A 26,847-nucleotide genomic window follows, 5' to 3' on the forward strand; every position below is an offset into this window, starting at 1 on the left:
GCGTGTACAAGCTCGCCTTCTTCGTCCCGGCCAGCCATGTCGAAGTGGTCAAGGCCGCCGTGTTCGCCGCCGGTGGCGGGCGAATCGGTGACTACGACCACTGCGCCTGGCAGACCTTGGGCCAGGGCCAGTTCCGCCCGTTGGACGGCAGCCAGCCGTTCCTCGGGCAGGCCGGCCAGGTCGAGGTGGTCGAGGAGTGGAAGGTGGAGCTGGTGGTGGCTGACGACCTGATCGTTCAGGTCGTCGCTGCGCTCAAGCAGAGCCACCCCTACGAGACGCCGGCCTATGAGGCCTGGCGGCTCGCCGAGTTCTAGACTGCGCGGGCTCCTTCGCGGCGCAAGCCCGCACAGGCCAGCAACCCCACCTCGAACAACAGCCACATCGGCACCGCCAGCATCGTCTGCGAAAACACATCCGGCGGTGTAAGTATCATCCCCACCACAAAGCACCCGACGATCACGTAGGGCCTGCTACGTCGCAACGTGGCCACATCGGCCAACCCCACCCAGACCACGATGAACGTCGCCACCGGGATCTCGAACGCCAGGCCGAACGCCAGAAACAGCGCCAGGATGAAGTCCAGGTACTGGCTGATGTCGGTCATCATCGCCACGCCCTCGGGCGTCACGCTGGCGAAGAAGCCGAACATCATCGGGAACACCAGGTAAAAGGCGAACGCCATGCCGGCATAGAACAGCACGACGCTCGACATCAGCAGCCCCAGCGCAATGCGCCGTTCCTGGCGGTACAGCCCCGGCGCGATGAAGCCCCAGGCCTGGTGCAGCAGCAGCGGCATGGCGATGAACAGCGCGCACATGGCCGTCAGTTTGAATGGCGTGAGAAAGGGCGACGTGACGCTGGTGGCGATCATGCTCGCGCCTTCGGGCAGGAAGCGGCGCAGCGGTTGCGACAGCAACGTGTACAGCTGCTGGGCGAACGGAAACAGGCCAACGAACACCAGCGCCAGCAGCAGCAGGCAGCGCACCAGGCGTTTGCGCAGGTCGCGCAGGTGGTCGGTCAGCGGCATGCGCGCCGCAGTGTCCAGGGCCGTGCTCATGGCGTGTTCTCCCGGGGCAGGTTGATGGGCTTGGCGTCCAGCGCCGGCTCGGCCTGCAGGCGGATGCCCTGGCGGATTTCCTGCTCGAGGCGCTGCAAGGGTTGGCTGTCCAGGTCGGGCATGGCGATCTCGCGTTCCATCTGCGCGCGCAGGCCATGCATGGCCCGGCGTGCCTGGCCCAGGCCGCGCCCCAGGGTGCGAGCGGCGACCGGCAGGCGCTCCGGCCCGAGCACCAGCAGGGCGACGACGCCCACCAGCAGCAGCTCGCTGAAACCTACCTCGAACATCAGGCTCGGCGATCCGTTTGTGGCTGCGCGTCCGCCTGGCGAGTCACGGGTGTCTGCGGCTGCGAGGGGGCAGCGCCACCCGCGTCAGGCTCACCCCCCATCGATTTGCGAAAGCCCTGGATCGCTTCGCCGACATCACTGCCCAGGCCCTTGAGGCGCTTGGTGCCAAACAGCAGAAACACGATCAGCAGCACGATCACCAGTTGCCAGATTCCAATCCCACCCATTTCGAATACTCCTGTAAGGCCATGAAAAGAAAGGCCAATCCTGCCGCGTGCAGATGACGCGAACATGACTGCAAGGCCATTGCCATCTGCTTGCAACAGCCGCCGTGTTGACTGGCGCCTTCACGCAACCAGGAGGGGTAGGGATGACGCGCAAGCGACAGCAGGGCGCGGCGCTGCTGATGGTGATGGTGGTGCTGGCGATGCTCGCCGCGGGCATGGCCTGGCTGGTGGAGGATGGCCGGCGCCAGGTCGATGAGGTGCAGTTGCTGCGCCAGCGGGTGCAGGTGCGGGCCATGGAGCAGGCTGGCCTGGCCTACGCCGAACAGGCCCTGCGCGACCCTGCCTGGCGCCTCAGCCCGCTGTTCTGGCAGGCCTTGCGCGGGCAGCCGCTGACCTATGATTTTGGCGCCGGCCAGGCGCAATTGCGGGTGCGCGACCAACATGCCTGTTTCAACGTCAACGCGCTGCTCGGCGCTGACGGTGAACGGGCCGAGCGCCAGTTGCGCCACTTGCTGGGGGATGACATGGCCGCACAACGGCTGGTCGATGCCTTGGCCGACTGGCTCGACCACGACAGCGACACGCGCCTGCAAGGCGCCGAGAGTGCCCAGTACCTGCGCCAGCAACCGCCGCGCCTGGCGGCCAACCAGCCGATGCTCGATACCAGCGAATTGAACCTGTTGCTGGAGCCCGATGCCGGGCGCCAGCGGCGTTACCCGATGCTGTGCGCATTGCCGCAGACCACCGGCTGGCGCCTGAATGCCAACGCCTTGGGGCTTGAGCACTTGCCATTGCTCGAGGCGTTGTATGAAGGGCGCTACCCGCGCGCGTTGCTCAGCCGCATCGTCAGCGGCCGGCCGGCATCGGGGTACGAGGATGCCTCGGCGTTGCGCCAGGCGTTGGGGGCGGTGGATGACGAAACCTTCGAGCGGTTGAGCGAGGGGTTGCTGCTCAACAGTGGGCATTTCCTGTTGCAGCTGTCGTTCGAGGAGCAGGGGCGGACGATGCGCAGCGCGTTTCAGGTAGAAGCGCTGGGGGTGGTGCAGTGGCATGCGCGGGTGCCGGCGCAGCAGGTGCGGGTGAAGAGCCGCGAGCCGATTGCCTGGTGAGCAGGCCTAGGGGCTGCGTTGCAGCCCAATCGCCGGCAAGCCGGCTCCCACCCCTCTGTGGGAGGCCGCAGCCCATCTGTGGGAGCCGGCTTGCCGGCGATTGGGCCGCGCAGCGGCCCCTTGAAGATCCGAATCAGACCGTGCCGATCTCGCCACCATCATTGCGCTGGATCACCACCGTCGAAGCCCGCGGCCGCACCTTGCCACCCGCCGGGGTAGCATCGGTGGCCTTGTCGGTATAAGGCCAGTTGTCCGGGTGCTGGATGTTGACGAACATCGACTTGTTGTCCGGCGTGAAGGCAATCCCCGTCACCTCGCAGCCGTTCGGCCCGACGAAGAAGCGGCGCAGGTCCACCTGGTTGGTGGCATTGATCGGCACCTGCTTGCCCGTGGCATCCACCAGGTCGGTGGGGATCACCGCCAGCAGCTGGTCGTTGGTGTAGTCGGTGAGCGTGGTTTCACCGTTGTCGGTCTCGAACCACAGCACGCCGCGGCTATCGAAGCTCATGCCGTCGGGGCTGGCGAACTGGTTGAGTTCGGTCAGGCCCGAGCGGTTGATGTCGGCGGTGCCGGCGGCGTTGGCGCCGAACACGAAGATGTCCCAGGTGAAGCTCGCCTGGTCGTCGCTGTCGTGCCAGCGGATGATGTGGCCGTGGCGGTTCGGCCCGCGCGGGTTGGCGGCATCGACCTTTTCCGGGGTACGCGCGCTGTTGTTGGTCAGGGTCAGGTAGACATCGCCATTGAGCGGGTTGACCGCCGTCCACTCCGGGCGGTCCATCGGCGTTGCGCCCACGGCATCGCCGGCGCCGCGGGTGTTGAGGATGATGCCTGGCAGGTCGCCGTACAGCGCCCCCAGGGTGCGGCCATCCTTGGTCGGCGTGGCCACGTCCAGCAGCAGCCAGATACCCGTGCCATCGGCATTGAAGCGCGCCACGTAGAGTTTGCCCTGGTCCATGTACTTGGCGCCGGTGGCCAGGCGGTCGGCCGGGGTGGCGTCGGCGGCGTCCCACACCGCGGTGGAAACGAACTTGTACAGGTACTCGTTGTTGGAGTCGTCGCCCATGTACCAGACCAGTGGTTTACCCACCACCGGCAGGCCCGGGCAGCAGCCTTCGTGGCGGAAGCGGCCCAGGGCGGTGCGCTTGGTGGCCAGGGTGCTGCTGTTGTACGGGTCGATCTCGACGATGTAGCCATAGGTGCTGGCTTCGTTGCGGTAGTCGTCGCTGGCGCTGGCGCCCTTGACGGTCACGTCGAAGCGCGCGAACTCATCGGCCACCTCGCTGCTGTCGCCGGCGGCGCTCTCCCACTTGTACTGGCCGCTGGAGGTGCCGACGCCGATGCGGCGCTGGTCTTCCGGGCGGGTGCCCTTGTTGACGAAGATGCCTGGCCAGTTCTCTTCGCAGGTCAGGTAGGTGCCCCACGGGGTGTAGCCGTTGCCGCAGTTGTTGTTGGTGCCGCGGCAGTGGGTACCGGCCGTCGAGTACTTGGTCTTGACGTGCTCGGTGCCGCGCAGGGGGCCGGTGATTTCCATGCGCGAGGCGGTGGTGAAGCGGCGGTTGAGCGGGTCGTTGTCGACCACCTGCCAACGGCCGTTGAGCTTTTGCAGGCGCACCACGCCGGCGCCGTGGGCGTTGATTTCCTTGCGCACTTCCTCGACCGGGCGCTTGCCGTTGGCGTCGGTGGTCGAGCCGTTGGGGTGCAGCGCGGCGGTGTCGATGTATTCGAAGTTGATCGCCAGCAGGCCGTCTTCGGAGCTGCCATTGATCGGGAAGAAATGCATGCCGTCATGGTGCATGCCCATGGCGTTGGCCTGGTCGGTCGAGGTGTTGCTGCCGTCCGATTTCCACGGGTTGCCATTGCTGTTCAGCGGCGTGCCCCACGGCGCCAGCACATAGGCGCTGTAACCGGCGGCGACCACGCAGGCATCGGTGCGCGAGCCGGGGATGGACTGGAAGCCCAGGGCCATTTTCGGCTCCGGTTCAGGCACGGGTGGCTCGGTGACCGGTGGCTCGGTGACGGGGTCGTCATGGTCGGAGCCGCCGCTGTCGAAGCAGCCGCTCAGGCCGGTACCGGCGATCATGGCGATGGCCGCGCCCAGGCTGCCGCGCATCACGCTGCGCCGGCTCAGGTAAGCATCCATGACGTTGGCCATTGGCAGGTTGCCGCTGTGGTTGCGGTCCAGGTTGTCGCCGGATTCTCGACTCATCAGGTGTCCTTGATTTGGCTGAGTTGTAAGAAACCGCGACTTTAGAGCGCAAGTATGATGTTTCCTTGGCAAAAATATTAACGGGGTTTTAAAACTGTAAGTTCTTACTACTGCGCACGACAGAACGATTTGGAATGGCTGTCGGATTTCTGCCATCAAACTGTCATGCCAACGCCGCAACATCCGGGGCCCAAAGTGAACTCGGATAAGGACGGCGAGCCCGATGGCAAGCAGTGTGCACAGGCGCGAAGTAATCAGCTGGATGGGTGTCGGTGCGCTGGCGCCGTTGCTCGGCGCCTGTTCCGCGTTGCCGGGCCAGCGTGGCGGTGCTGCCAGCGTCGATTTGCTGTATGTCGCCGACACCCTCGATGCGCGCCAGCCCGGCCTGCCCGTGGTGCCCGCTACCCGCCTGGGCCCGGTCAGCCACCTGGGGCGTGCGCCGTGGATGACCGGCGCCAGTGCCAGCCTCGCGCAACCGCAACTGGCGCCCTTGCTCGATGCCAGCCAGGCCCAGAACGTGCGCCTGGGCGGTTACGCGGTACTGGCGGCGCTGTTGGAACAGTTGCGCGGCGAGGCGGGCCAGGGCAATAGCCTGACCCTGGAAAACGGCCAGGGCTGGAACGGCAGTGGCCTGGCCTACCTCACCCACGGCGAAAGCGGTGTGCAGGGCAGCCAGTTGCTGGGCAGCGACGTGCGGGTCAGCAGCGACGAGCGCGTGCTCTGGCCGCAACGCAGTGCCAGCCTGTATCGCCAAGCTTCGGCCATCACCCTCGGCGCCGGGCTTGCCGACGAACAACGCAAGGCCCTGGGCCTCGAGCCGCTGCACACCTTCGAACGGGGCGGTGCGCGGATCGCGGTGGTCGGCATCAGCGACCCTTACGCCCAGGACCAGAAAGCCTCCCTGAAACAGTGGTACCAGGCCTTGCTGCCGACCTTCGAGCGCGCGCGCCGCGAAGCGGACCTGGTGGTGGCGCTGGCCGACGTGGGCACCGGCCCGGGCCTGTGGCTGGCCGAGCGGGTGCCTGAAATCGATGTGCTGCTGTGCGCCCGTGGCCAGGACCTGTGGCCGGCGCCGGTGTACGCCAGCCAGGCCAGTGGCCGCCGCGTGCCGGTGCTGTTTGCCGGCTGCCGGGCCAGTGGGGCGTTCCGCCTGCGTTGCCAGCAGGTGGCCGGGCAGTGGCAGTTCGAGGGGCGCTTCTTCCCGGCCTTCGCCCAGCAACTCACGCCTGCCGCGCAGCTGCGTGCCAGCCAGTTGCATGGCGAGCTGCAGCAGCAGCGCGCAGGCCACGCGGCCTGGCTCGACCAACCCCTGGCCCGCGCACCGCAGGCGCTGTGGCGCCGCGATACCCGTGGTGGCAATTGGGACCGCCTGCTGCACCAGGCCCTGGCCGATGACAGCAGCATGCCCGTGCTGTTGCCGGGCCTGCGCTATGACTACCCGCTGGCGGCCGGCGAAACGATCACCCGCGAGCACCTGATCAGCCTCACCGGCGGCTACCCGGCCGCAGTGGTCGAAGCCCCGGCGCGGCAGGTCGAGCAAGTGCTGGAAAACGCCGCCGAGCAATTGTTCGGCGACCCGCTGCTGCTGGACAACAGCCAGGACCTGCCGCGTTGGCAAGGGCAGGCCTGGCGCGTCAGCTACAGCCCGCAAGGCAAGCGCATCACCGGCCTGGACCCGGTGCAGGGCCTGTGCCGCACCTTCGGCCTGCAGTTCCAGCCCGAGGCCGGCGAACCCCTGTGGCAGCGGGTCGAGGCCTGGCTGTCGCGCCAGCCTGCCGATTGGCAGCTGGCTCCCCTGGCGCTCCCCGAAGTGCGCTACGTACAGGGCCACCCCGGCTGGCACCCGCGCCAGGTGGCGTCGTGAGCCTGGGCGCCCGTGCCCTGACCTGCGGCCTGCTGACCCTGGCCGGCTGGCTGGCCGCGCAATGCGTGCTGCAACTGAGCCGCCAGCCGCAGCCGGCCAGCCCCGCCAGCACAGCCAGCAGTGCGCTGCCGGGGCTGATGGTCGGCCACTGGCAGGCGGCCGTCGATGACGGCGCCATCGCCCTCACGCGCTTGCCGCTGCACTACCTCGGCGGGCTCAAGGCCCAGCCGCTGTCGGCCAGCGTGGTGGTACTGCGCTACGGCCAACAGGTGCGCACCCTCGGCCGTGGCCAGCGCCTGGCACCGGGGATCGTGTTGCAGGACATCCACGCCGATGGCCTGATTTTCGACAACCAGGGGCGGCGCGAACGCCTGCCCTGGCCGCCACGCCCCGCCGTGACCGGCTTCAAGCGGCAAGGATGAACGATGCCTGTCAGATATTGCGTGGCCGCCGCCCTGAGCCTGGCGCTGTCATTGGCCTGGGCCCAGGAGCCGGAAGCATTCGACGACAACAGTACACCGCTGTACGAGGTGAACTTCGTCGACACCGAGCTGGGCGAGTTCATCGACAGCGTGTCGCGCATCACCGGCACCACCTTCATCGTCGACCCTCGGGTCAAGGGCAAGGTCACCGTGCGCACCGTCGACCGCCACGATGCCGATGCCATCTACGACATCTTCCTGGCCCAGTTGCGTGCCCAGGGCTTTGCGGCGGTCGACCTGCCCAACGGCAGCGTGAAGATCGTCCCCGACCAGGCCGCGCGCCTGGAGCCGGTGCCGGTCGAGGCCAAGGGCAAGCGCGGCGAGGGCAGCGATGGCGTGGCCACCCGCGTGTTCAACGTGCGCAATGCCGCCAGCGAGCAGATGCTCGGCATTCTCAAACCGCTGATCGACCCGCGCGTCGGAGTGATCACCCCGTACCCCGCTGCCAACCTGCTGGTGGTCACCGACTGGCGCAGCAACCTCGACCGCATCGACAGCCTGCTGCGCCAGCTCGACCAGGTCAGTGACGAGCCCATGCAGGTGATGCCCCTGCGTCATGCCAGTGCCGCCGACACCGCGCAGTTGCTGACCCGCCTGCTGGCCCGCGAGCAGGGCGCCGACGCCACCCAGGTGGTCGCCGACCCGCGCAGCAATGCCTTGCTGGTGCGCGGCAACAGCGACCGGGTGCGCGCGCTCATGGCCCAGCTCGACCGCCCCAGCGACAACCAGCGCTCCAGCAATACCCAAGTGATCTACCTGCGCCATGCCAACGCGGCCGAGGTGGTGAAGGTGCTGCGCGGGCTCAGCCAGGAGGGCGCGGCGCCCAGCGAAGGCCTGGCCGAAGGGGAGGGCAAGGACAAGCCGCCGATGGCCGCGGCCAGCGACTCGGGCATTCGCCTGGAGTACGAGGAAGGCACCAACGCCGTGGTCATGGTCGGCCCCGACAGCGAGCTGGCGGCCTATCGCTCGATCGTCGAGCAGCTCGATATCCGCCGCGCCCAGGTGGTGGTCGAGGCGATCATCGCCGAGGTCTCCGACACCCGCGCCCAGGAGCTTGGCGTGCAATGGCTGTTCGCCGACGAGAAGTTCGGCGCCGGCATCGTCAACTTCGGCAGCAACGGGGTGAACATCGCTAATATCGCAGGCGCCGCCGCCAGCGGCGACAACGAGGCGCTGGGCAACCTGCTGTCGGGCACCCAGGGGGCCACGGTGGGCATCGGCCACATCGGCGGTGGTTTCAACTTCGCCATGCTGATCAACGCGCTCAAGGGCAAGAGTGGCTTCAACCTGCTCTCCACACCCACCTTGCTGACCCTGGACAACGCCGAGGCGTCGATCCTGGTCGGCCAGGAAGTGCCCTTCGTCACCGGCTCCGTGACCCAGAACAACGCCAACCCCTACCAGACCATCGAGCGCAAGGAAGTCGGAGTCAAGCTGCGCATCAAGCCGCAGATCAACATCGACAACAGCGTGCGCCTGGACATCGTCCAGGAGGTGTCCTCGATCGCCGAGTCCCGCGCGGCCAGCGACGTGATCACCAACAAGCGCGAGATCAAGACCAAGGTCATGGTCGAGGACAACGGCCTGGTCATCCTGGGCGGCCTGATCAGCGACGAGCTGAGCACCAGCGACCAGCGCGTGCCGTTTCTCGGCGACATCCCGGGGCTGGGCCGGCTGTTCCGCTCCGACGCCAGCAAGAACACCAAGCAGAACCTGATGGTGTTCATCCGCCCGCGCATCCTGCGTGACGGCCCGAGCCTGGCCGGGCTGAGCGAAGACAAGTACCGCACCCTGCAGCAGACCACGCCGCTGAAGTTGCCGGATCTGGCAGAAGGCACGCCGCTGCTGCAGGTGTTCCCCGCCAGCCGTGCGCGCCTGGAAGGCGGTAGCTGGTGATGCTGCCCTATCGCCTGGCGCGCCAGGCCGGCCTGGCCATGGCGCCGATGGACGCCGGCTGGCAGCTGTGGCTGCGCCAGGATGCCGACAGCGACCAGCTGCAGGAACTGCTGCGCGTGCATGGCCAGCCGGCCGCGCTGGTGTACCTGGAGCCCGCCGCCTTCGATGAACGCCTCGGCCAGCTGTACCAGGCCGGCAGTGGCACCAACCAGGCGCTGATCGAAGGCATCGGCGCGCAGGTCGACCTGGACAGCTTGATGAGCGAGATGCCGCGCATCGAAGACCTGCTCGAAAGCGACGACGAGGCCCCGGTCATCCGCCTGATCAATGGCCTGTTCGGCCAGGCCCTGCGCCTGCGCGCCTCGGACATCCACATCGAAACCTTCGAGCAGAGCCTGGTGGTGCGCCTGCGCGTCGACGGCCACCTGCGCGAGGTGCTGCGCCCGCCACGGGCGCTGTCGGCGATGCTGGTGTCGCGGATCAAGGTGATGGCGCGCCTGGACATCGCCGAAAAGCGCCAGCCCCAGGATGGCCGTATCACCTTGCGCGCGGCGGGCCGTGAAGTGGACGTGCGGGTGTCGACGCTGCCCGGCATCCATGGCGAGCGCGTGGTGATGCGCGTGCTCGACAAGCAGGCCAGCCTGCTGGCGCTGGCCAACCTGGGCATGCCAGGCGCCGTGCTGCAGGGCCTGCGCAGTTGCCTGGCGCGCCCCAACGGCATCGTGCTGTCCACCGGCCCGACCGGCTCGGGCAAGACCACCACCCTGTACGCCAGCCTCAACAGCCTCAACGACGGCAGCCGCAACATCCTCACCGTCGAAGACCCGGTGGAGTACGCCATCGCCGGCATCGGCCAGACCGCCATCAACCCCCGCGCCGGCCTGACCTTCGCCAGCGGCCTGCGCGCCATCCTGCGCCAGGACCCGGACGTGATCATGCTCGGCGAAATCCGCGACCAGGAAACCGCGCAGATCGCCGTGCAGGCCAGCCTCACCGGCCACCTGGTGCTGTCGACCCTGCACACCAACAGCGCGGTGGGCGCGGTGACGCGCCTGCGCGACATGGGCATCGAGCCGTTCCTGATCGCCTCCTGCCTGCGCGGGGTGCTGGCCCAGCGCCTGGTGCGGCGGCTGTGCAGCTGCGCCCAGGCGCAACCGCTGCAAGCCGCCGAGCGTGCCCTGTGGCCGGAGCTGACGGCGCTGGGCAGCAGCCATCACGCCGTGGGCTGCGAGCTCTGCCAGGGCAGTGGCTATGTCGGGCGCCTGGGGCTGTACGAATTCATCGAACTGGACGCCGGGCTGATCGCCTTGCTGTACGACGGCGCCAGCGAACAGGCCATGCACGACTACCTGGCGCCGCACCGGCGCAGCCTGGTGGCGATGGCCAGCGACTGCCTGGCACGGGGTGAGACCAGCCTTGCCGAAGTGCTGCGCGTGGTGCAGGGCTGAGCCATGCCGACCTTCCGTTACCAGGCCGTCGACCTCGCCGGCAAACCGCACAAGGCCAGCCTGCAGGCCGACAGCGAACGCCATGCGCGCCAGCTGCTGCGCGAGCAGGGGTTGTTCGCGCGCCAGTTGCAGCGCGTCGAGGCCGGCAGCCGCCAGCCCCGTCGGCAACGCCTGAGCCGCGCCCAGCTGTGCGAGCTGACTCGCCAGCTCGCTACCCTTACCGCCGCCGGCATCCCCTTGGTCGATGCCCTGGCCACCCTCGAGCGCCAGTTGCGCCAGCCCGCCCTGCACGGGGTGCTGGTGGCCTTGCGCGGCTCGCTGGCCGAAGGCCTGGGCCTGGCCCGCAGCCTGGCCCGCCAGGGCGCGCCGTTCACCGGCCTGTACTGCGCACTGGTCGAGGCGGGCGAGCGCTCCGGGCGCCTGGCCCAGGTGCTGACGCGGCTGGCCGACCACCTTGAGCAGGTGCAGCGCCAGCAGCACAAGGCGCGCACGGCCTTGATCTACCCCAGCGTGCTGATGGGCGTGTCGCTGGCGGTGGTGATCGGCCTGATGACCTTCGTCGTGCCCAAGCTCACCGAACAGTTCGCCCATGCCGGGCAGAGCCTGCCCCTGGTCACCACGCTGCTGATCGGCCTGAGCCAGGGCCTGGTGCAGGCCGGGCCGTGGTTGCTGGGGCTGGCCATGCTGCTGACGCTGCTCGCCGGTTGGCTGCTGCGCAAGCCGCACTGGTGCCTGCGCCGCGACGACCTGCTGCTGCGCCTGCCGCGTATCGGCGCCCTGCTGCAGGTGCTGGAGAGTGCCCGCCTGGCGCGCAGCCTGGCGATCCTCAGTAGCAGCGGCGTGGCCCTGCTCGAAGCTTTGCAGGTGGCCAGCGAAACCGTTGGCAACCAGCGCATTCGCCTGGCCATGGCGCAGGTGCGCCAGCAGGTGCAGGGCGGCACCAGCCTGCACCGGGCGCTGAACGCCAGCCGGCAGTTTCCGCCGCTGCTGGTGAACATGGTCGCCAGCGGCGAGGCCAGCGGCACCCTGGCCGACATGCTCGAACGCGTGGCCGACGACCAGGAACGCGGCTTTGCCCGCCAGGTGGACACCGCCATGGCGCTTTTCGAACCCCTGATGATCCTGGTGATGGGCGCCGTGGTGCTGTTCATCGTGCTGGCGGTGCTGCTGCCGATCATGCAACTCAACCAGGGCCTGCAACTGTAGCCGACAAGGAGTTTTCACATGCAGCATCGACGCAACCGCCAGCGTGGTTTCACGCTCATGGAAATCATGGTGGTGATCTTCATCATCGGCCTGCTGATCGCAGTGGTCGCCCCCAGTGTGCTCGGCAACCAGGACAAGGCCATGCGGCAGAAGGTGATGGCCGACCTGGCCACCCTGGAGCAGGCCCTGGACATGTACCGCCTGGACAACCTGCGCTTTCCCAGCAACGAACAAGGCCTGGCGGCGCTGGTGAAAAAGCCCGCCCAGGAGCCGATCCCCCGCGCCTGGCGCAGCGACGGCTACATTCGTCGCCTGCCGGAGGACCCCTGGGGCACCCCGTACCAATACCGCATGCCGGGCGAGCACGGCCGGGTCGATGTGTATTCGCTGGGCGCCGACGGCGTGCCGGGCGGCGAAGGCCAGGATGCCGACCTGGGCAACTGGGCGCTGTGAGCGGTGCGCGGGCAGCGTGGCTTCAGCCTGATCGAACTGCTGGTGGTGCTGGCCATCGCCGGGCTCATGACCGGGCTTGCGGTGGCCTCGCTCGGGGGCGCGGCGGCCAGTGCCGACCAGGCGCTGCAGCGCCTGGCCGTGGAGGTGCGCGAGCAAGGTGCGCTGGCCCGCCATGCGGGGCAGTTGCGCGGCTTGCGCTGGAACGGCCAGCGCCCGGAATTCGTGCGCCGTGAGGGCGATGCCTGGGTGGCCGAGCCGGCCCGCCTGGGCGACTGGCCCAAGGGCTTGCGCCCGGACTGGCCGGCCAGCCCGCAGCCGCGGATGCTGTTCACCCCGCACGGCTGGGCGCAGCCGGGCGTGGTGCGCTGGTACTGGGCCGAGGGCAGCCAGCGCTGGGCCTGGGGCCGTGATGGGCAGTTGCAGGTGGCGATGTCGCCATGAAGCGCCGAGAGCAAGGCTTCACCCTGCTGGAAGTGACCGTGGCCCTGGCCATTGCCGCCGTGCTGGCGGTCATCACCAGCCAGGTGCTGCGCCAGCGCCTGGCCGTGCAGCACAGCGTGCAGCAGCACCGCCTGGGCGTGCTGTGTGCACGCGAGCTGCAGGCGCGCTTTGCCGTCGAGCAGTACTGGCCGGCCAGCAACCAGGTGGCCGGGGAGCTGAGCCAGGGCGGGCAGGCATGCCATTGGCAACTGCAGCTGCGCCGCACGGGCGTGCGCGACTTGCGTCGCGGCGATTTGCAACTGTTCGCCGACCGCGACCAGCGCCTGCCGTTGGGCCAGTACACCGTCTTCCTGGAGCGCCCATGAAGCCTGGCCAACGGCAAGCGGGGCTGACGCTGATCGAGCTGCTGGTGGCACTGGCCCTGACCGCCGTGCTCGGCGTCATGCTCGCCGCCCTGGTCAACGGCTGGCTCAAGGTGCGCGAACGGCTGCAGGCCAACCAGCACGAGGCCAGCGTGCTGGACTTCTGCCTGGCGCTGGAGCGCCGCTTCGACAGCCCGGTGCTCAGGCAGCTGTACGAGCAGCGCCTGCCCTTGGCCACCCGCTGGCTGGACTGGCAGGCCGACCGCCAGCAGCTGTTGTGGGTGGCCGCAGCGGCAGTGCCGGAGGCCGAAGGTGGCTCGCGCCTGCAACGCCAGCGCCTGCGCTTCGATGCCCGTGACCAGCGCCTGCTGCTGGAAAGCTCGGCAGACCTGTACGCCGCCGGCGAGCCGCAGTGGCTGCTGCGCGAGCAACTGCCACGGGTGAGTGCCATGACCGTGCTGTACCACCAGGGCGGCCGCTGGCTGCCCTGGCCTTCCGATCAACCCGCGCACCCTGGCCGTGGCGTGCGCCTTGAATTGCAGCGAGACGGAGCCGCGTATGTCTGCACCTTCGTGCTCCCCTGGGGGCGCTCATGAAGCTTGAGTGGCGCCGACGCCCGCCGGCCAAACCCTGGTTGCTGCTGCGCCCGGGGGCGACGTGGAGCTGGCTGCTGGTCGATGCCGATGGGCTGCAGCGCGAAGGGCAGGGCAGGCCCCCCGAGCACCCCGAGGCGCGGGTGGCGTTGATCTTGCCGGGCGATGCCTGCAGCCAGTTCCAGTTGCCGGCACCGCCAGGGCTCAAGCGTGATGAATGGCCGATGCTGCTGGAAGACCGCTTGCTGCAGGCGCCCGACGAGGTGCAGTGCGCCTGCCTTGCGCGCCAGGCGGGGCAATTGCATTTGTTGGCAGTGGCCCGCGAGCACCTGGAAAACTGGCGCGCCCAGTGCGCGCAATGGGGGCTGGCGATTGAGCGTTGCTGGGCCGAGTTTCAGCTGTTGCCCACCCCGGAGCCGGGCACGGCCTGGCACTGGCAGCGGGCGACGGGCGTGCACCTGTACAGCGGCGTGAGCGAGGCGGGGCAGGTGCATTGGCTGGCCTGGCCAGAGGTGCTTGGCGAAGTGCCGCGCCAGCCGTGGGCGAGCTTGAGCGCTGTGCCAATGATCGGTGCCTGGCCAGGCACGTTGGCGCGGTTGGAGCACCTGCCCAGCCTGTTCGAACGGCCCCGCCAGGTGCGCGCCATGCCGGCGTTGTCTCGGCCACAGCAACGGCTGATTGCGGCTTGCCTGCTGCTCGGCGTGGTCTGGGGTGGCCTGTGGGCCAGCCAGCAGTGGCGGCAGGTACAGGCCTGGCGTGCCCAGGTGCTGCAGGTGACGGGTGAACAGCCCAGCCCGCGTCACGCGGCGCAAGCGCTCAAGCGCCTGCGCGAAGGTGAATTGCAGCAGCAGTTGCGCACGCGCCAGCTCGAAGACCTGCAGGCCCGCCTGCACGCCTGGTTGCAGGATCACCCGGGCTGGCGCCTGCAGGCGGTGCGCTTCGATGGCCAGCGCTGGCAGCTGACAATGCAGGGTGAAGGCGATGCGCCGCCGTGGCAGGAAATGGCCAGTGCGGTGGGCGCCAGTGTGCACGTGCAAGGTGCTGGCCAGGTGGTCTTCGACTTGGGGGCGGCGGCATGAGCGGGCAATGGATTCAACGTCATCGTCTGCGCTTGGCCTGGGGGCTGATTGGCGTATTGCTGGCCGTACTCGCGCTGCGTGAGGGCTTGGCGCAATGGCAGGCATTGAGCCAGTGGCGCGCCCTGGCGCAGCAGGCCGGGGCATTGCAGGCGGGCCCTGCGCTGAGCCTGGAACGGCTGCGCCAGTCTGCCCAGGCGCGGCAAATCGAGCTTGCCGACGTCCAGGCGCAAGGCAAGCAGTGGCAACTGCGCGGCCAGGTGGCCGATGAGCGGGTGCTGCAGCACTGGTTGCAGGCCATTCAGGCCGAGGGCGCCCGGCCGTTGCAATGGGCGCTGGAGCGGGATGGCAAGGCCCTGCGGTTCGACCTGGTGGTACAACCGTGAGCCGCTGGGGGCTGCTTTGGGCCGGGCTGGTGTTCGGCGCGGCGTTGCTGGTGGAGTTGCCGGCCAGTTGGGTGGCGCGTGGCCTGGGGCTGCCCGGGCAAGCGGTCAGCGGCAGCCTGTGGCACGGCCAGGCAGCGCGGCTCGGGCCGGTCGGGCCGGTGCGCTGGGCGGTGCAACCCTGGCGCTTGCAGGCCAATGTGCAACTGGGGTTCCAGGGCCAGGGCTGGCAACTGCTGGCCGAGGGCTGGCCATGGCATTGGCGGATGGAGGTGGCAGCCCTGGGTGCACAGGCCACGGCGCCGTCCGAGTATCGAATGGCGGGGCAGTGGCAGGGCGTACTGCGAGCACAAGGGGCGTGGCGCCAGTGCCGTGCCGGCCAAGGCCGGCTGACGGTCACCGACCTTGCCTTGAGTGAGCCCTGGTCAATGGGCCTGGGCCAGGGTTGGTTGGACATGACCTGTGCCAGCGGCTGGCAGCTGCGGGGGCAGTTGGCCGAGCAGGGCCAGCATCGGTTGGCGCTGGAGGCCGACCTGCTGGCCCGCCGGGCGCGGGCGAGCTTCGAACTGCAAGCGGACGCCGCGCTGATCCCGCTGCTGCGCGGTGCCCAGTGGCTGGGGCCGCAGGCTCTGACAGGGCAACGGGACCTGCGCTGGTAAGGCGCTCAGGCTTCAGTCCGGCTTGCCTTGTACGCCCGAAACCCACTGCTCGTTGCGGCTGTGCCCGCTGGTGCGCAGCAAGCCGAGGTCCAGTGCGTTCTCGCCATCCGCCGCGCCTTTGCCTTTGCTGATCTGGGCAATGGCGGTGCCCAGGTCCACCGGCGAGTTGGAGGCATCGATCGACACGTCGCGGCGGTAGTCATTGCCGCTCAGGGTTTGCTGGGTGACTGCGTTGGCGTTGAGCGCGACGCTGCCTTTGGCCGACTGCAGCTTCGCGCCCACCAGTTGGGCGTTACCGCCCACATTCAGGTCAATGCCTTCGCTGCCTTTGAGCGCCGTTTGCTGGGCCACGGTGTCGCGCTGGACGTGCGACACCTCCAGGTTGAAGGTTGGCGAGAAGCCGGGGTCGGCCTTGCTCAAGGCGGAGCCTGCCTTTTCACTGACCTTGCCGCCCAGTGGCCCGGCCATGGAGCTGGCCGCGTTGACGTAGCCCTGGGGGTTTTTCTCCTGGCTCAGGCGGGCGTCCGCCTTGACGCTCAGGGTATCGACGCGGTCCTTGCGGCTGGCGAGCTGCAGGTCGCCGTCGATTGCGCCCTGGATGCGCCCGGCTTCCAGGCTGACGCCTTCGATGCGGGTATCGCCGCGGCTGTTCAGGCCGATGTGGTCGGCGCGCAGGGTGCCGGGGTTCCAGGTGAGGTTGTCGCGCTTGTCCAGGTTCACCTGCGCCCGGCCGTGCAGGCCGCGGGTGTCGGTGGCGCCCTTGGCCTGGTTGAAGCCGGCGCCGGCGGTGATGTCGAGGTTGTCGCGGCGTTCGAGGTTGGACGAGGCTTCGATCAGCACGCCGCCGTTGGCGGCATCGATGTCGATCTGCTGGGCCGAGGCTTGCAGGCCTTCGAGGTGCACGGCGATGTCCTCGCGGGCCTGGCTGGCGAGGGTCAGCTTGCCCGCGCTGTGGACCTGGGCATCGACCGCCTGGCGGGCGTCCTCGTTCTGCTTGCCGTGGTTGAAGTGGCCGCCGATGGCGCCGCCCTGGGTGCTGCCGGTCTTCACCGCCAGCTCCAGGCCGCCGCCCAGGTTGGTGCCGCTGGCTTGCTGGGTATCGCTGGCCGACTTGACCTGCACGCGGCCGCCACTTTGCACCAGGATATCGCCCACCTTGGCCTCGCGGCTGCCGATGCGCGTGCCTTCGAGCAGCAGGTCGCCGGCGCTGCTCAGGCGCACTTCACCCTTGCCATCGACCTGCGCCACCTGGGCCTTGGTCTGGGTGGCCTGGCGCTGGGCGTGGTCGAGGTAGCCGCGGGCGTCGACGCCGGTGCTGCCGGGCCGGTTGCCGAGCTTGGCCCAGGCGTTGCCGTCGAGCTGGCGCGAGATCTGCTGGGCGTGGTCGGTCGCCTGCAGCAGCGACAGCGTGCCGGCACTGTGGATGGCCACATCGCCGTCACCACCGTCCATGCGTGTGCCTTCGTAGCGGCCATCGCTGCCCAGCTGCACCTGGATGCCCTGCTGCCCATACAGGCTGCCGGGCACGGCGGTGCTGGCGATGTCCTTCTGGTCCAGGGAGCCGCCCTTGCCGGACGCCCGCACGTTGATGTCCTTGCCGGTGCTGGTGTCCACGCGCAGGTCGCCGCCATAGGCCAGGCGCTCCAGGGTGCTCTGCTCGGTGTTTGCGGCGGCGCGCTGGAGGTGTTGCTGGGCATCGATCTGCAGCGCGCCGGCGTTGGCGCGCCAGGCGGTGCCATGGTCATCGATGGTGTGCGCCTTCACCTCGACCTCGGCGCCCGCCAGCTCGCTGACCTGGGCAAAGCCGCGGCGCTGGTTTTCCAGGCGCTTGATGTGGTCGATGGTCATGTCGGCGCCGACGCTGGGGGCGACCATGGCATCCTCGGGCGAGGCCTGCTGAAAGCGCGCGGCTTCCTCGCCCAGCACCAGCCGCTCGATCGGGCGGGTCAGGTCGCGGTACTCCAGGCTGGCGCCGAGGCTGGCCGACCATTCGTTGCGGTGTTCTTCGCGTTCATGAATATCTTCCACGGCCCGGTTCTCGATGCGCTCGGCGTTTATCTTGAGGGTCTTGCCAGCGTTCACCCGGGCGCCTTCGGTGACCAGCTGCTCGGTGTCGAGTTTCAGGTCGCCGCTGGCCTGCAGTTCACTGCGTTGTACTTGGCTGTCGCGCTCGGTGATCGTCTCGACCTGGTGATGGCCCTCGAACAGGCTGCCCAGCCGATCGATGCCGGCGGTTACCGTCAGGCCGCCACCGCTGCGGCGGGTTTCTGTGCTCGACTCGCGCTCGTCGCGGGTTGCGCCGAGGGTCACCTTACTGGCCTTCACGTCCAGATCGCCCGCGGTGGCGTGCACTTTGGAGCCATTGACCTGCAGGTGCCCATCGCTGTTGAGGCCAACCGTTGCGCCTTTTAGCTCGCTGGCGACCTGCGACGTTTGGCGTTGCTTGCCGGTGCGGGTAACCACGTCGTAGCCCACGCCGGCGCTGTACTGGCGGGAGGCGGGCTTGCCATCCTCGGCGTTCTGGGTCTGTTTGGCGCTGGCAGTGAAGCCGCGCTGCTGGCTGCGGCTGTCGCTTTCACTGAACGACTGGGCGCTGTCGATCAGCACGTCGCCCTTGGCATCGACCTGCAGGTGCCCGCCAGCCTCGACCTTGGCCCCGCGGATGCGCATTTCTTCGGCGCTGGCCAGGCGCAGGTTGCTGGCCGAGCTTACGTCGCTGACCAGCACCTGCTGGTTGCGGTCGGTACGTTCATGGTCGTTGCCGATCAGGCCGAACAGCTTGCTGCTGCTGTCGCGTTGGCTGGAGGTGGTGCTGCCATGGTCGGCCTCGATCGCCAGGGCGCCTTTTTCGCTGTAGAGCACCGAGTCCTTTTTGCCATGCACGGTGCTGCCCTTGATGCTCACCTGGTCTGCGCTCATGGCCAGCTTGCCATCGGCGCTGACGCTGCTGCCGACCAGATGCTGGCCCTGGGTTTCATCCGCTTTGCGGTCGCCGAAGAACAGGCCCGAGACCAGGTCGCCCTGGTAGTTGCGGTGGGAGCTCTGTTCCTGCAGGGCGCTGGTGCCGATGTCGACGTGCTTGGCGTTGATGTCCAGGTCGCCGCGGCTGTGCAGCTTGCTGCCTTGCACGGTGAGGGTATCGCCGGCCTTGACCGTCATGCGCTCGGCCTGCAGCGAGCTGCCCTGCGGCGACTCCTTGTAGCGGGAGGTGTCCGTGTTGCCACGCCACAAGTCCTTGCGGTGGCGTATCTGCTCTTCGACTCGCTGGCTGCTCTTGCCGGCGATGATGTCCAGGTTGGCGCCGCTGTCGAGGCTCAGCTCGCCGCCCGCCTGCACGTCGGCAGCCACCAGGCGCATGTCGGCGCCGGACTGCAACGCAATGTCCTGGCTGGCTTGCAACTGCGTGCCGCGCAGGTGGTGGTCGGTGGTGGTGCGTTCGCGGGCGTAGGTTTCGCGGGTGATGAAGAGGAATTTCTTTTTCCAGTTTTCCTGCTCGCGGGCGATGCGCTGGCGGCTGTCGGCGTCCAGGGTGAGCTGCTTGCCGGCCTTGATCTCGATGCGTTCGGCCTTGCCGTCGACGGCGCGCAAGGTCAGGTCGTCGGCGGCGGTGAGGCGCAGGGTGCCGCGCTCGGTGGTCAGCTCGCCCGGTTGCTCGACCTTGCCGTGGACCTGCAGCGCGCCGGCCGATTGCACGGTGATGCCTTGCTCGGCCTTGATCTGCACCGGCCCCACGCGTACCCCGGCACCTTCAGCGGTGCTGACCACGCGAATGCGGCCGGCGCGCATGGCGCCGAACAGGTTGGCGTCGATGCTCCCCGGGGTGCCGGGCAGGTGCTCGATGACCTGCCCATCTTCACGGGCGATGCGGTTGCGACCCACGGTCACGTCGAGGTCACCCTTGGCCATCAGCAGGCCTTGGCTGTCGAGCTTGGGGGCGATCAGCTCCAGTGCGCCCTCGGCATTGCGCTGGCCGTTGGCGAGCACTTGCAGGGTGCCGCTGGCATTGAGGGTGTTGAAGTGCTTCAGCTGCTCCTCGTGCAGCTCCGGGGTGCCGACCACGAACCCGGCGCGGGTGGTGTTGATGAAGCTGCCGCCGTTGAGGGTGATGCCGTTGGGGTTGGCCAGGATGTAGTCGGCCGGGCGGCCGAAGATTTCCTGTGGGCCTTCGATCAGGGAGGTGTTGCGGCTGACCACCTCGTTGAGGATGGTCGAGGCGGCCTGGCCCTGGAACTGCGGGTTGGCAGCCAGTGCCCCGGCCAGTTGCGATTGCCCGGCCTGGGTGGCGTTGTTCAGCACCACGCCGGGGTGGCCGACGTTGTAGTCGAGAAACTGGTTGTGTGAGAGGCCGCTGGTGTTGGGCGCGACGATGTCGATCACCGGCACCCCGTGGTCATTGCTGATCACCGGCGTACCTCCAGGGCCGGCGGCGGCCTCCAGGCCACCTTGCGCCAGCGCAGGGGCCGAGCCGAGCACGGCGAGGAAGATGGCCCAACGCAAGGTGTCGGGGCGGATAGACGGTATTGGCGAGAGTGCCTGCATGGTCTCGTTCTCTTTTTGTTGTGGGTGAATCAGATGGACAGGGCCCACTCCAGCACCCAGAAGCCGGGCTCCAGGGACTGGCGAGGGCGGTTGCTGGCCTGCACGGCCCGTTGGTAGTCCAGGCGCAGGCGGTTGTGCGGGAAGCTCAGCTCGATGCCGGCCGCCATGCCGGTCAGGCGCTGCGCGGGCAGGTTGCGGTTCAGGCGTACCCAGCCGCGGTCCACGCCCAGGTAGGGGCGGACTTGCAAGGGGTGGGTCCAGGCTGGCGGCAGTGGCTGGCTGAAGGTGTTGCGCCAGACGCCGGCGCTGGCACCGCTGTAGGTGTGCTGGCGAAAGCCGCGCACGGCCGAGTCGTCGCTGATCAGCAGTTGTTCTACGGCGGGCAGGTCGTCGGCGCTGTACTGCACGGCCAGCTCGCTCTGCCAGCGCCACGGCCACTGCGCCGGGCCTTGGCGCAGGTGCAGGAGGTTGGCGCGGTACTTGCGAAAGTCTGGCCGCGGCGCGCTTGCGTATTGGCTTGGGCGGTCGGCGCCGAACCAGTCGGTGCCCTGGGCGACACCGAGGTAGCCATTCCACAGCCCGGCCTCGAGCCAGAGGAAGTTGAGGCCGGCCTCCACGGTGCTCAGGGTCGGGCTCTGGACGGCAACCACGGCGCCGTTGGTGCGGTTGATGAGCTGCTTGCGGTCGAGCCGGGCGCTGGCGCTGAGCATGCCGTGCTGGTTGCGCCACAGCAGGCGCTCGGCGCTCACGCCCTGGTAGCTGCTGTTGCCGCTGCTGTGGTGCCGGCCCTCGGGGATCGGCGCGTCGTAGCGCAGTTGGCTGGCATTGAGGGTGAAGTTCCAGGGGCCGTAGGGGATGTTGTAGTAGAGCGTGATGCCCTGGCTGCGGCCGGGGGCGTCGAGCACGGTCGAGGCCAGCGTCAGGCGCAGGTCGCCGTTGTCGCCGAACGGGCTGTCGATACCCAGGCCCAGGGCCATGCGGTGGCGGCCGGTCAGTGCGCTGCCGCGGTTGTCGAGGCGGCTGTCGAGGTGCCAGCGCGGGGCCAGCTGCTGGCCCTGCAGCAGCACGCGGGTGCCGCCTTGCAGCTCGCCGGGCAGCAGGTCGGCGCTCAGCTCGAAGGCGCGCAGGCGGTTCAGTTGGTCCAGCCCTTGTTCGAGCTGCGGCAGGTAGAGGGGTTGGCCAAGCAGGTCGGGGAATGCGCCTTGCAGCGAAAGAGGCAGGTCGGTGCCGAGCTCGATCGACTCCACGAAGCCTTCGAGGATGACGATATCCAGCGGTGCGCCTGCCTGGGGCGTGTGGCGCAGGTAGGGGCGGCTGGCCGGGTAGCCGGCTTGCACGTAGCGCTGGGTGATGGCTTTCAATAGGTGGTTGATGTCGCTGACGCCCATGCACGGGCGCACCAGGTCGGCGACGCTGGGTGCCAGCGCCTGGGTGGACAAGCGCTGGTTGCCCGCCAGGCGCACGCCGGTGATTGTCACGCAGGGGTTGTTTTCGGATGGGGTGGTGGCAGGGCCGCTGTCAGGGCGGGTCGGCGACGGGCGCTGCCAACGTTGCAGCCGCTGCTGCTGCTCGAGCTGGCGCTGCATCTGCTGCTGGTCGCGCAGTTGCTGGCTGGCAGGGTCGTCGGCCAGCGCCACTGGCAGGGCCAGGCAGCCGGCCAAGCAGCAGGCGGCGATGTGGCGCGATGGAAACAGCATGGAAGCACCCCGCAAATGGCGTACGGATCACGTACTTGTTTGCGTGGATGCTAAGAATTTGCGCATCCGCCTGGATGCAGTCTCGTGCCTAGGCGGGCGTAGGACGGGAGTGGAACTGAAGTGAGAAAGCTCCTACAGCTTCAGTTGCAACGACGGATTGTCAGGGCCGGATCTCGATCATCGTCCCATCCCGTACCAGTTCCCACACTTCCTGCATGTCGCGGTTGCGCATGGCGATGCAGCCGTCGGTCCAGTCGAGAGTGTGGAAGTACCACTCCGGGTAATTGTCGTTGATCGGGGTGCCGTGGATCATGATCATGCTGCCGGCGCTCACCCCTTCACGGCTGGCGCGTGCGGCGTCGGTGACGTTCGGGTAGGTGATGTGCATGGCCAGGTTGAAGCGGTCGCTTTCCTTGCGCCAGTCGAGCCAGTACAAGCCTTCGGGGGTTTTCTTGTCGCCCTCGCGCTCCTTGGCGCCCTTGGGTTGCTTGCCCAGCGAAATGCGGTAGGTCTTCAGCGGCTCGCCACGGCTGATCAGCTGCAGGCGCCGCTCGGACTTGATCACCAGCACCTTGTCGATCAGCGGCTGCATGGCCGCCTGCGATTGCGACTGCTGCGGCACGGGCGGTTGCGGCTTGCGGATGATGGTCTCGGTGAAGGCCGCCTGGGACACCGAGGTAACGCAAAGGCAGAAGAGGGCAAGCAACCAGCGCATGAAACGGTATCCCTGAAGGCATTAAGTGATGGGCGCGACGATCATCGGTGGCAGGTACTCATGGCCTACGGGGTAGTGCTGCCCGATGCGGTCGCGATAATAGCATTCTAGTGTGCGTGTGACGGTGCGGAAAGCCAGTTGGTCCCAGGGGATCTCGTGCTGTTCGAACAAGCGCACTTCCAGGCTTTCGACGCCGACGGCGAAGTCCAGGTCGGCCAGCTCCGCGCGGAAGAACACGTGCACCTGGTTGATGTGCGGCAGGTCGAACAGTTGATAGAGCACCATCGCACCCACGCGCGCGCAGGCTTCCTCGACGGTTTCGCGACGGGCGGCCTGGTCGAGGGTTTCGCCGTTTTCCATGAAGCCGCCGGGCAGGGTCCAGAACCCCCGGCGCGGCTCGATGGCGCGGCGGCACAGCAACACCTGGCTGCCCCAGGTCGGCAGCACGCCGGCGACGATATTGGGGTTCTGGTAGTGGATGGTCTGGCAATGCTCGCAGACGTACCGCAGGCGGCTGTCGCCCTCGGGGATCCGCTGAATGACTGGCTGGCCGCACGCGCTGCAAAATTTCATGCTGTCTCCCTTTGCTTGCGGTTATCTTGGCGCGCCAGGCAGCATTGCCGCAAGCGCGCGGGGCTTGGGTGCTGCGTGGCTTTGGTGCATCATGCTGGGCAGGCCTTGGAAACGAGAGTGCGCAATGCTGGACGAGCTACTTCGCCGAATGAGCAACCACCAACCGGCTTCGCTGGAAACCGACCGACGGTTCCCCGAGGCGGCGGTCCTTTTGCCCATTACCCGCAGCGAAGCGCCCGAACTGGTCCTCACCTTGCGCGCCAAGGGCCTCTCCACCCACGGCGGCGAAGTGGCCTTCCCCGGTGGCCGACGCGACCCGGAAGACCCTGACCTGGTGTTCACCGCCCTGCGCGAGGCCGAGGAAGAAATCGGCCTGCCCCCTGGCCTGGTGGAAGTGATCGGCCCATTGAGCCCGCTGATTTCCCTGCATGGCCTGAAGGTGACGCCATTCGTCGGGCTGATTCCCGATTTCGTCGAGTACCACGCCAATGATGCGGAGATCGCGGCAGTATTCACCGTGCCGCTGGAATTCTTCCGCCAGGACCCGCGTGACCACACCCACCGTATCGATTACCAGGGCCGCAGTTGGTACGTGCCCAGCTATCGCTATGGCGAATACAAGATCTGGGGGCTGTCGGCGATCATGATCGTCGAGCTGGTGAACCTGCTGTTCGATGCCGGCATCAGCCTGCACCAGCCTCCCGAACGCTATATAGAAATCTGAGCGGGGCGCACCCCGCCGCCGTTGCCACCCTGAGGAGCGAACATGAAATACCGCCTGGGCGACCTGCGTGTCGAAAGCCATCCCACCAGCTGGGCCGCACCCAACGCCACGCTGATCGGCCGCGTGCGCCTGCAGGCCCGCGCCAGCGTGTGGTTCGGCGCGGTGCTGCGCGGTGACAACGAGCTGATCGACATCGGCGAGGACAGCAACGTGCAAGATGGCAGCGTGATGCACACCGACATGGGCTCGCCGCTGACCCTGGGCAAGGGCGTGACCGTCGGCCACAACGCCATGCTGCATGGCTGCAGCGTCGGCGACTACAGCCTGGTCGGCATCAATGCGGTGATCCTCAATGGTGCGCGCATCGGCAAGCACTGCATCATCGGCGCCAACGCGCTGATCCCCGAAGGCAAGGAAATCCCTGACGGTTCGCTGGTGATGGGCTCGCCGGGCAAGGTGGTGCGCGAGCTGAACGAGCAGCAGAAACGCATGCTCGAGGCCAGCGCCGCGCACTACGTGCACAATGCCCAGCGCTATGCGCGGGACCTGGTGGCTGACGATGAGTGAGGCGGTTGCCGTCGAACGGCCGGTGGCGTCGCCTTGTGTGAGCATCTGTGCGCTGGATGAGCAGGATGTGTGCACCGGCTGCCAGCGCACCGTGGCCGAGATCGGCCGCTGGGGGCGGATGGACAACAACGAGCGCCGGGCGGTGCTGAAGCTGTGCCATGAGCGGGCGGTGGCGGCGGGGTTGGTCCTGTAGGAGCGGCCCTGTGTCGCGAAAGGGCTGCGAAGCGGCCCCAGGGTTGTGTGCAGCGATATAGAAACTTGGGGCTGCTTCGCAGCCCTTTCGCGACACAAGGCCGCTCCTACAACGAGGCGCTGCCATTGACTCGAAAATCAAGTAATCTGTGCGGCTTGCCCGACGGTCACATGCCCCATGTTCTATCTCATCGCCTATATCAGCAGCGTAGTGCTGATCAACTACGCCTTCTCCAGTGCCCCGCACCTGGACGTGATCTGGTCCGCCTGGGGCGGCCTGGTGTTCATCCTGCGCGACATGGTGCAGACCCGCTTCGGCCACGGCGCGCTGATCGCCATGCTGCTGGCCCTGGTGCTGTCCTACGTCACCTCCGAGCCTGCCATCGCCCTGGCCAGCGCCACGGCGTTCTTCATCTCCGAGCTGATCGACTGGCTGGTGTTCAGCATCACCCGCAGGCCTTTGCGCGACCGCCTGTGGCTGAGCTCGGCGCTGAGCATCCCGGTCGACACCTTCATCTTCTTCGGCATGATCGGCGCCCTGACCCCGGCCGTGATCGGCACCGCCATGGCCTCGAAATTCGCCGGCGTGACCGCGGTGTGGCTGGCCATGGCATTTCGCGCGCGGCGGGCCGCCGTCACTGGCTGATGGTGTAGAATACCGGTCCTTTTTCAGCGGGCTGCGCCAAGCCTGGTGCGGCCCCGGACGCCTTCGAGGACCTGAAATGACCCGTATCGGAACCCCATTGTCGCCTACCGCGACCCGAGTACTGCTCTGCGGCTGCGGCGAGCTGGGCAAGGAAGTGGTGATCGAGCTGCAGCGCCTGGGCGTCGAAGTGATCGCCGTGGACCGCTACGCCAATGCCCCGGCGATGCAGGTTGCGCACCGCAGCCACGTGGTCAACATGCTCGATGGCGTGGCCCTGCGCGCGGTGATCGAAGCTGAAAAACCCCATTACATCGTCCCCGAGATCGAAGCCATCGCCACCGCCACCCTGGTGGAGCTGGAGAACGAAGGCTTCAACGTGGTGCCGACCGCCCGCGCCACCCAGCTCACCATGAACCGCGAAGGCATCCGCCGCCTGGCTGCCGAAGAGCTCGACCTGCCGACCTCGCCCTACCACTTTGCCGACACCTTCGAGGACTACGCCAAGGCCGTGGCCGACGTCGGCTACCCGTGCGTGGTCAAGCCGGTGATGAGCTCGTCGGGCAAGGGCCAGAGCCTGCTGCGCAGCGATGCCGACCTGCACAAATCCTGGGACTACGCCCAGGAAGGCGGCCGTGCCGGCAAGGGCCGGGTGATCGTCGAGGGCTTCATCGACTTCGAATACGAAATCACCCTGCTGACCGTGCGCCACGTCGGCGGCACCACATTCCTGGAGCCGGTCGGCCATCGCCAGGAGAAGGGCGACTATCAGGAATCCTGGCAGCCCCAGGCCATGAGCGCGAAAGCGTTGGCCGAGTCGCAGCGAGTGGCCAAGGCGGTCACCGATGCGCTGGGCGGGCGTGGCCTGTTCGGCGTGGAGCTGTTCGTCAAGGGCGACCAGGTATGGTTCAGCGAAGTGTCGCCACGCCCGCATGACACCGGCCTGGTCACTTTGATTTCCCAGGACCTGTCGCAGTTCGCCCTGCATGCCCGCGCCATCCTTGGCCTGCCGATTCCGGTGGTGCGCCAGTTCGGCCCGTCGGCGTCGGCGGTGATCTTGCCAGAAGGGCAGTCGCAGCAGACCAGCTTTGCCAACCTGGGCGCGGCGCTGAGCGAGCCGGATACGGCGATTCGCTTGTTCGGCAAACCGGAAATCAATGGGCAGCGGCGGATGGGCGTGTGCCTGGCGCGTGATGAGTCGGTGGAAGCTGCGCGGGCCAAGGCGACCCGGGCTTCGCAGGCGGTCAAGGTCGAGTTCTGATCTGAAAGTGCCGGGGGCCGCTTTGCGGCCCATCGCCGGCAAGCCGGCTCCCACAAGGGTTGCGCTGATGCCTGTGGGAGCCGGCTTGCCGGCGATGGGCTGCAAGGCAGCCCCGTTCACTTACAGTTCGTTATTGCGCGTCTCTTTAAGGCACAGCACGGCAATCAAGCTGATCACCGCCGCCGCC

Annotated in this window: 27 protein-coding genes; 19 read left to right on the forward strand and 8 right to left on the reverse strand. The window is 67.9% G+C overall.

All coding sequences use genetic code 11. The annotated features are described in order from the left end of the window. Nucleotides 1-2 precede the first annotated feature (2 nt). Nucleotides 3-314 carry a YqfO family protein gene (locus L6D75_RS12085; protein ID WP_176514702.1) on the forward strand — a complete coding sequence of 104 codons (312 nt, stop codon included), beginning with the start codon at nucleotides 3-5 and terminating at the stop codon, nucleotides 312-314. Here L6D75_RS12085 and tatC read toward each other — a convergent pair. The 3 genes from tatC to tatA are packed head-to-tail and all read right to left on the reverse strand — an operon-like array spanning nucleotide 311 to nucleotide 1,571. Next, nucleotides 311-1,057 (reverse strand): twin-arginine translocase subunit TatC, encoded by a 747-nt coding sequence (tatC, locus tag L6D75_RS12090; RefSeq protein ID WP_176514705.1) that lies wholly within the window; start codon nucleotides 1,055-1,057, stop codon nucleotides 311-313. The genes L6D75_RS12085 and tatC overlap by 4 nt on opposite strands. After that, nucleotides 1,054-1,344 (reverse strand): Sec-independent protein translocase protein TatB, encoded by a 291-nt coding sequence (gene tatB, locus L6D75_RS12095; protein ID WP_176514707.1) that lies wholly within the window; start codon nucleotides 1,342-1,344, stop codon nucleotides 1,054-1,056. Before tatB ends, tatC begins: the two co-directional genes overlap by 4 nt. Continuing rightward, a complete protein-coding gene (gene tatA, locus L6D75_RS12100; protein ID WP_176514709.1) occupies nucleotides 1,344-1,571 on the reverse strand; it encodes a twin-arginine translocase TatA/TatE family subunit in 228 nt (75 codons plus the stop codon). The genes tatB and tatA overlap by 1 nt, the downstream gene beginning before the upstream one ends. Nucleotides 1,572-1,714: 143 nt before the next feature. Here tatA and gspK point away from each other — a divergent pair, with 143 nt between their 5' ends. Beyond that, on the forward strand, nucleotides 1,715-2,680 hold the full coding sequence (gene gspK / locus L6D75_RS12105) for a type II secretion system minor pseudopilin GspK (RefSeq protein WP_176514710.1): 966 nt from the start codon (nucleotides 1,715-1,717) through the stop codon (nucleotides 2,678-2,680). Between the two features lie 133 nt (nucleotides 2,681-2,813). Here the strand turns inward: gspK and L6D75_RS12110 are convergent, their stop codons facing one another. Next, on the reverse strand, nucleotides 2,814-4,886 hold the full coding sequence (locus L6D75_RS12110; RefSeq protein ID WP_176514713.1) for a PhoX family protein: 2,073 nt from the start codon (nucleotides 4,884-4,886) through the stop codon (nucleotides 2,814-2,816). Between the two features lie 223 nt (nucleotides 4,887-5,109). Between L6D75_RS12110 and L6D75_RS12115 the strand changes: the two genes are divergently transcribed. From L6D75_RS12115 to L6D75_RS12170, 12 genes are read left to right on the forward strand one after another with little or no spacing between them, the layout of a single operon-like run. Beyond that, nucleotides 5,110-6,750, forward strand: a complete 1,641-nt coding sequence (locus L6D75_RS12115) for a bifunctional UDP-sugar hydrolase/5'-nucleotidase (RefSeq protein WP_176514715.1) — start codon at nucleotides 5,110-5,112, stop codon at nucleotides 6,748-6,750. Further along, nucleotides 6,747-7,172: a pilus assembly protein PilZ gene (locus L6D75_RS12120; protein ID WP_176514717.1), complete on the forward strand. Its 426-nt coding sequence runs from the start codon at nucleotides 6,747-6,749 to the stop codon at nucleotides 7,170-7,172. Before L6D75_RS12115 ends, L6D75_RS12120 begins: the two co-directional genes overlap by 4 nt. Before the next feature lie 21 nt (nucleotides 7,173-7,193). Next, on the forward strand, nucleotides 7,194-9,128 hold the full coding sequence (gene gspD / locus L6D75_RS12125; protein WP_371871959.1) for a type II secretion system secretin GspD: 1,935 nt from the start codon (nucleotides 7,194-7,196) through the stop codon (nucleotides 9,126-9,128). After that, complete coding sequence (locus tag L6D75_RS12130; RefSeq protein ID WP_176514752.1) at nucleotides 9,128-10,576, forward strand: GspE/PulE family protein; 1,449 nt, start codon at nucleotides 9,128-9,130, stop codon at nucleotides 10,574-10,576. Before gspD ends, L6D75_RS12130 begins: the two co-directional genes overlap by 1 nt. Nucleotides 10,577-10,579: 3 nt before the next feature. Next, nucleotides 10,580-11,782 (forward strand): type II secretion system inner membrane protein GspF, encoded by a 1,203-nt coding sequence (gene gspF, locus L6D75_RS12135; RefSeq protein WP_176514720.1) that lies wholly within the window; start codon nucleotides 10,580-10,582, stop codon nucleotides 11,780-11,782. Between the two features lie 18 nt (nucleotides 11,783-11,800). Further along, a complete protein-coding gene (gene gspG / locus L6D75_RS12140; protein ID WP_176514723.1) occupies nucleotides 11,801-12,235 on the forward strand; it encodes a type II secretion system major pseudopilin GspG in 435 nt (144 codons plus the stop codon). Between the two features lie 3 nt (nucleotides 12,236-12,238). After that, a complete protein-coding gene (gene gspH / locus L6D75_RS12145; RefSeq protein ID WP_176514724.1) occupies nucleotides 12,239-12,676 on the forward strand; it encodes a type II secretion system minor pseudopilin GspH in 438 nt (145 codons plus the stop codon). After that, entirely contained in the window at nucleotides 12,673-13,041 is a 369-nt protein-coding gene (locus tag L6D75_RS12150; protein WP_176514726.1) for a type II secretion system protein GspI, read from the forward strand. Before gspH ends, L6D75_RS12150 begins: the two co-directional genes overlap by 4 nt. Next, nucleotides 13,038-13,634, forward strand: coding sequence for a type II secretion system protein (locus L6D75_RS12155; RefSeq protein ID WP_176514729.1), 597 nt, complete (start codon nucleotides 13,038-13,040; stop codon nucleotides 13,632-13,634). The genes L6D75_RS12150 and L6D75_RS12155 overlap by 4 nt, the downstream gene beginning before the upstream one ends. Beyond that, entirely contained in the window at nucleotides 13,631-14,710 is a 1,080-nt protein-coding gene (locus L6D75_RS12160; RefSeq protein WP_176514731.1) for a GspL/Epsl periplasmic domain-containing protein, read from the forward strand. The genes L6D75_RS12155 and L6D75_RS12160 overlap by 4 nt, the downstream gene beginning before the upstream one ends. After that, nucleotides 14,707-15,093: a type II secretion system protein GspM gene (gene gspM / locus L6D75_RS12165; protein ID WP_176514733.1), complete on the forward strand. Its 387-nt coding sequence runs from the start codon at nucleotides 14,707-14,709 to the stop codon at nucleotides 15,091-15,093. The genes L6D75_RS12160 and gspM overlap by 4 nt, the downstream gene beginning before the upstream one ends. Further along, a complete protein-coding gene (locus L6D75_RS12170; RefSeq protein WP_176514735.1) occupies nucleotides 15,090-15,749 on the forward strand; it encodes a general secretion pathway protein GspN in 660 nt (219 codons plus the stop codon). Before gspM ends, L6D75_RS12170 begins: the two co-directional genes overlap by 4 nt. 12 nt (nucleotides 15,750-15,761) lie before the next feature. Here the strand turns inward: L6D75_RS12170 and L6D75_RS12175 are convergent, their stop codons facing one another. The 4 genes from L6D75_RS12175 to L6D75_RS12190 form a co-directional block, all read right to left on the reverse strand. After that, nucleotides 15,762-20,288, reverse strand: a complete 4,527-nt coding sequence (locus L6D75_RS12175) for a hemagglutinin repeat-containing protein (RefSeq protein WP_176514737.1) — start codon at nucleotides 20,286-20,288, stop codon at nucleotides 15,762-15,764. A gap of 29 nt (nucleotides 20,289-20,317) precedes the next feature. Beyond that, nucleotides 20,318-21,985, reverse strand: coding sequence for a ShlB/FhaC/HecB family hemolysin secretion/activation protein (locus L6D75_RS12180; protein WP_176514738.1), 1,668 nt, complete (start codon nucleotides 21,983-21,985; stop codon nucleotides 20,318-20,320). A gap of 160 nt (nucleotides 21,986-22,145) precedes the next feature. Next, complete coding sequence (locus tag L6D75_RS12185; protein WP_176514739.1) at nucleotides 22,146-22,700, reverse strand: L,D-transpeptidase family protein; 555 nt, start codon at nucleotides 22,698-22,700, stop codon at nucleotides 22,146-22,148. Nucleotides 22,701-22,721: 21 nt separating this feature from the next. Then, nucleotides 22,722-23,273 (reverse strand): NUDIX hydrolase, encoded by a 552-nt coding sequence (locus L6D75_RS12190; protein ID WP_176514740.1) that lies wholly within the window; start codon nucleotides 23,271-23,273, stop codon nucleotides 22,722-22,724. A 124-nt stretch (nucleotides 23,274-23,397) separates the two neighbouring features. Between L6D75_RS12190 and L6D75_RS12195 the strand changes: the two genes are divergently transcribed. The 5 genes from L6D75_RS12195 to purT all read left to right on the forward strand — a co-directional run bounded on the left by L6D75_RS12195 (nucleotide 23,398) and on the right by purT (nucleotide 26,660). Then, nucleotides 23,398-23,997 (forward strand): CoA pyrophosphatase, encoded by a 600-nt coding sequence (locus L6D75_RS12195; RefSeq protein ID WP_176514741.1) that lies wholly within the window; start codon nucleotides 23,398-23,400, stop codon nucleotides 23,995-23,997. 42 nt (nucleotides 23,998-24,039) lie between these two features. Further along, complete coding sequence (locus L6D75_RS12200) at nucleotides 24,040-24,564, forward strand: gamma carbonic anhydrase family protein (protein ID WP_176514742.1); 525 nt, start codon at nucleotides 24,040-24,042, stop codon at nucleotides 24,562-24,564. Next, nucleotides 24,557-24,757: a DUF1289 domain-containing protein gene (locus tag L6D75_RS12205; RefSeq protein ID WP_176514743.1), complete on the forward strand. Its 201-nt coding sequence runs from the start codon at nucleotides 24,557-24,559 to the stop codon at nucleotides 24,755-24,757. Before L6D75_RS12200 ends, L6D75_RS12205 begins: the two co-directional genes overlap by 8 nt. A gap of 177 nt (nucleotides 24,758-24,934) precedes the next feature. Beyond that, a complete protein-coding gene (locus L6D75_RS12210; RefSeq protein ID WP_176514744.1) occupies nucleotides 24,935-25,402 on the forward strand; it encodes a 7-cyano-7-deazaguanine/7-aminomethyl-7-deazaguanine transporter in 468 nt (155 codons plus the stop codon). 76 nt (nucleotides 25,403-25,478) lie between these two features. Next, entirely contained in the window at nucleotides 25,479-26,660 is a 1,182-nt protein-coding gene (purT, locus tag L6D75_RS12215; RefSeq protein WP_176514746.1) for a formate-dependent phosphoribosylglycinamide formyltransferase, read from the forward strand. Nucleotides 26,661-26,847 lie beyond the last annotated feature (187 nt).

The organism is Pseudomonas faucium, assembly GCF_021602585.1.
In the GTDB taxonomy this organism is placed as follows: Bacteria; Pseudomonadota; Gammaproteobacteria; order Pseudomonadales; family Pseudomonadaceae; genus Aquipseudomonas; species Aquipseudomonas faucium.